The organism is Micromonospora sp. ATA51 (assembly GCF_016802855.1).
Classification (GTDB): domain Bacteria; phylum Actinomycetota; class Actinomycetes; order Mycobacteriales; family Micromonosporaceae; genus Micromonospora; species Micromonospora sicca.
Genome location: NZ_JAEVHJ010000456.1, coordinates 1 through 3972, shown reverse-complemented (window position 1 = coordinate 3972; position 3972 = coordinate 1). Strand labels below are relative to the sequence as shown.

At 74.6% G+C, this 3972-nt stretch carries 3 protein-coding genes and 2 pseudogenes; all 5 read right to left on the bottom strand.

All coding sequences use genetic code 11. The features are described 5' to 3' along the window. Window positions 1-696: pseudogene (locus tag JNW87_RS35805) on the bottom strand (MFS transporter); the annotation flags it as partial. A gap of 74 nt (window positions 697-770) precedes the next feature. Further along, a pseudogene (locus tag JNW87_RS41075) lies at window positions 771-1909 on the bottom strand (acyl-CoA dehydrogenase family protein). A gap of 69 nt (window positions 1910-1978) precedes the next feature. After that, entirely contained in the window at window positions 1979-2683 is a 705-nt protein-coding gene (locus tag JNW87_RS35795; protein WP_109799637.1) for a UdgX family uracil-DNA binding protein, read from the bottom strand. 67 nt (window positions 2684-2750) lie between these two features. Beyond that, window positions 2751-2876 carry a hypothetical protein gene (locus tag JNW87_RS40050; RefSeq protein ID WP_255420170.1) on the bottom strand — a complete coding sequence of 42 codons (126 nt, stop codon included), beginning with the start codon at window positions 2874-2876 and terminating at the stop codon, window positions 2751-2753. A gap of 57 nt (window positions 2877-2933) precedes the next feature. Beyond that, on the bottom strand, window positions 2934-3972 hold a 1039-nt coding region (locus JNW87_RS35790; RefSeq protein ID WP_238455222.1), incomplete at its 5' end, for an aminotransferase class I/II-fold pyridoxal phosphate-dependent enzyme.

Here is a 3972-nt window from a genome sequence, read left to right as displayed (position 1 = left end):
GAACGCGGCGGCGCTGAACGCGAACGGGCCGGCCAGCGGTGGCAACCCCCACCCGCTGGTGGTGCGGTCGGCCAGCGCGGCGAAGTTCGGCGCGGCCACGAGTACGACGGCGGCGAGCAGGAACGCGGCGGCGCTGAACGCGAACGGGCCGGCCAGCGGTGGCAACCCCCACCCGCTGGTGGTGCGGTCGGCCAGCGCGGCGAAGTTCGGCGCGGCCACCGCGCCGATGGTGGTGGCCCACACGATCAGCGAGAGCTGGCGCCCCCGTCGGGCCGGCTCGGCGAGGTCCACCGCGGCGTAGCGGGCCTGGAGGTTCGCCGCGGTGCCGCCGCCGAAGAACAGCATGCCGAGGAAGAGCAGCGGCACGAAGCGGGTGACCGTGGCGAGCACCACCAGGACGGCGCCGACCGCGCCCGCCAGGTACGCGACCGCCAGCCCGGGGCGCCGGCCGTGCCCGTTCATGATCCGGGTGACCGGGACCGCGAGCAGGGCCCCGCCGACCACGGCGGCGCTCTGCGCCAGGCCGGCGACCGCGGTGCCGGCGACCCGGGCGGCGAGCAACGCCCCGACGGCGATGCCGATGGTCACACCGATCCCGCCGATGATCTGGGTGGCGAAGAGCAGGCGCAGGGTTCGCCGCTGGATCGGCGCAACATCCGGCCGGGTCCGGGCCGGCGCGGTCAGATCGGTGGCCATGCGGCCTCCTCAGTAAGGGGTCAGACGCCGCACCATCCTTGCAAACCGGCCCCGTCCCGGGGGAGCCCGTTTCGCTACAGGCCGAGACCCCGGCCGATGATCTCCTTCATGATCTCGGTGGTGCCGCCATAGATGGTCTGCACCCGCCCGTCCAGCCAGGCCTTCGCCACCGGGTACTCCAGCATGAAGCCGTAGCCGCCGTGCAGCTGCACGCAGCGGTCGGCCACCTTGTTCTGCAGCTCGGTGGTCCACCACTTGGCCTTCGCCGCGTCGGTCACCGAGAGCCGGCCGGCGTTGAACTCGGCGACGCAGTGGTTGACGAACGTGCGGGCGATGGTGACCTCGGTGTCCAACTCGGCCAGGAGGAAGCGGTTGTGCTGGAACTTCCCGATCGGCCGGCCGAACGCCTCCCGCGAGCGGGCGTAGTCGAGGGTGACCGCGAGCAGCTTCTCCGCCGCCGCGACCGCGGCCACCGCGATGCTCAGCCGCTCCCGGGGCAGGTTCCCCATCAGGTGGTAGAAGCCGTGGTTCTCGGTGCCGATCAGGTTCTCCGCCGGCACCCGGCAGTCGTCGAAGAACAACTCCGCGGTGTCGTTGGCCTTCAGGCGACCTTGGCCAACCGCCGGCCCCGGCTGAAGCCGGGGGTGCCGGTCTCCACCGCGATCAGGCTCACCCCGTGCGCGCCCTGGTCGGAGGTCCGCACCACCACGACGACCAGATCGGCCATCTCGCCGTTGGTGATGAACGTCTTCTGCCCGTTGAGCAGGTAGGAGTCGCCGTCCCGGACCGCGCTGGTGCGGACCCCGGCCAGGTCGCTGCCGGCGCCCGGCTCGCTCATCGCGATCGCGGTGACCAGGTCGCCGGAGCAGAAGCCCGGCAGCCAGCGCTTGCGCTGGTCGTCGGTGGTCAGCTCGGTCAGGTACGGCGCCACCACGTCGTTGTGCAGGCCGAAGCCGAGCCCGGAGCAGCCGGCCGCGATGATCTCCTCGTCCAGCACCGCGTTGAAGCGGAAGTCCCGCTGGCCGCCGCCGCCGAACTCGGTGTCGACGTCCATGCCGAGCAGCCCGGCCGCGCCGGCCTTGCGCCACACCTCCCGGTCGACGATGCCGTCGGCCTCCCAGCGCTCGTGGTGCGGGACGGCCTCCCGGGCCAGGAACTGGCGGCACAGGCCCCGGAACTCTTCGTGGACGGGCTCGTAGAGATGCTGCTCCATGGCGGCCAGTGTGGCACCGCTCACCCGCGCTGCCCAGAGGCGAGCCGCGTTCGCCGGAGCCGGCGCGGATCAGGCGGCGAGGGCGCGGGCGGCGACCGTCAGGTCCTGCACCAGGCCGGCGTACGCGCCGTCCTGGTCGTCGGCGCGGAGCACCGCCGACGGGTGGATGGTGGCCAGCAGCCGGGCCTCGGGGGCGTCGGCGACCTTTCCGGTGTTGTCCACCGGCACCCGGGTGAAGTCCTCCGGGTGCTGGGCGGACGCGGGCCAGGGCAGCAGCTCGCCGCGCTGCTTTGTCACCCGGAACGTCGGGCCGAGCAGCGCCTTGGCGGCGGTGGCCCCGAGCACCACCACGACCTCCGGGTGCAGCCGGGCGAACTCCGCGACCAGCCAGGGCCGGCAGGCGGTGATGTGCACCCGGTCCGGCGACTGGTGGATCCGCCGTTTGCCGCGCAGCTCGAAGCGGAAGTGCTTCACGGCGTTGGTCAGGTAGATGTGACCGGGGTCGATGCCGGCGTCGTCCACCGCCTTGCGCAGCAGCCGGCCGGCCGGGCCGACGAAGGGCAGCCCCTTCTGATCCTCCATGTCGCCCGGCTGCTCGCCCACGAAGACCACCCGGGCGGTCTCGTCGCCCCGCCCGAAGACGGTCTGCGAAGCGTCGCGGTAGAGCTCGCAGCCCCGGCAGCCGGCCGCCGCGTCGCGCAGCTGGTCGATCGTGTCCGCCTGCGGCGGGATGAACTGCTGGGCGCCGGGGGCACTCTCGGTCTGCTCGGCCATGCCGCCTTTATATACCGGTTTCGAGCCGGGCGTCGGATGCCGCCCGCCGCGCGCACGCGTCCGGGCGTCAGTAACCGCCACCTCCGCCGTCCCGCGAGGCCAGCGCGATCGCGATGATCACGACGATCACCGCCACCGCGATGGCGATCCAGAGTCCCGTCCTGGACCTGTTCGAAGACCTGTTCGAGGCCATGTCGACCACCTCCCAGCGCGGCATTCCCGCAGCTACGGCCGACATGCCCCGGCCCGGTCAGGCGGTGAACCCGAACGGCCCGGTGGGGTGTGCCGCGCGGGCGACCGCGGCGGCGAGCGGGGCGAGGTCGGCCTCGTCGAGCGAGCTGACCGTGATCCGGATGCCGGGACCGGCGGCGATCCGGTTGAGCGCGCCGGGGGCGACCGACCAGCCGGCGTCCCGCAGCGCGGTGACCACCACGGTCTCGTCCGGCACGGGCACCCAGACGTTGATCCCGGTGCGGCCGTGGGCGGGCAGGCCGTGCGCCCTCAGCGCCTCCACCAGCCCGTGGCGCCGCCGCTCGTAGCTCTCCCCCGCCCGGTGCACGAGGTCGGCGGTGGCGGGGTCGCGCCACAGCGCCAGCACGAGGCGTTGCAGCACGGTGGAGACCCAGCCGGCGCCGACCCGGGCCCGGCCGGCGACCCGGGCCACCGTGGCCTCGTCGCCGGCCAGCACCGCGAGCCGCAGGTCCGGGCCGTAGGGCTTGCTCACCGACCGGACGAAGGCCCAGGTCGGGGTCGCCCCGGCGAGCGGACGCAGCGGTACGCGGGCCAGCTCGGCGGCGTGGTCGTCCTCGATCAGCAGCAGGTCGGACCGGCCGGCGAGCAGCGCCCGCAGCGCCTCGGCCCGGTCGGCGGAGACGGCCGCGCCGGTCGGGTTCTGGGCGCGGCTGGTGACGATCAGCGCGCGGGCCCCGGCGGCGAGGGCGGCCCGCACCCCCGGCTCGGTCGGCCCCTCGTCGTCGACCGGCACGCCGATGGCGCGCAGCCCGAGCGCGGCGACCAGGTCCAGCAGGTTGGCCCAGCCGGGGTCCTCGACCGCCACCGTATCGCCGGGGCGCAGGTGGGCGGCGAGCAGCCGCTCGATGCCGTCCAGCGCACCGCCGCTGACGGTGATCTCGGCGGCCGGCACACCGTCGGCGGCGAGCCGGTCCCGGGCGGCGTCGGCCAGGTCGGGGACGACGGCGGCGGCCGCGTACCCGGTGGGCGGGCCGATCTCGGCGGCGAGCGCGGCGAGGTGCGGGCCGAGCGGTGGCAGCAGCCGGGGGGTCGGGCTG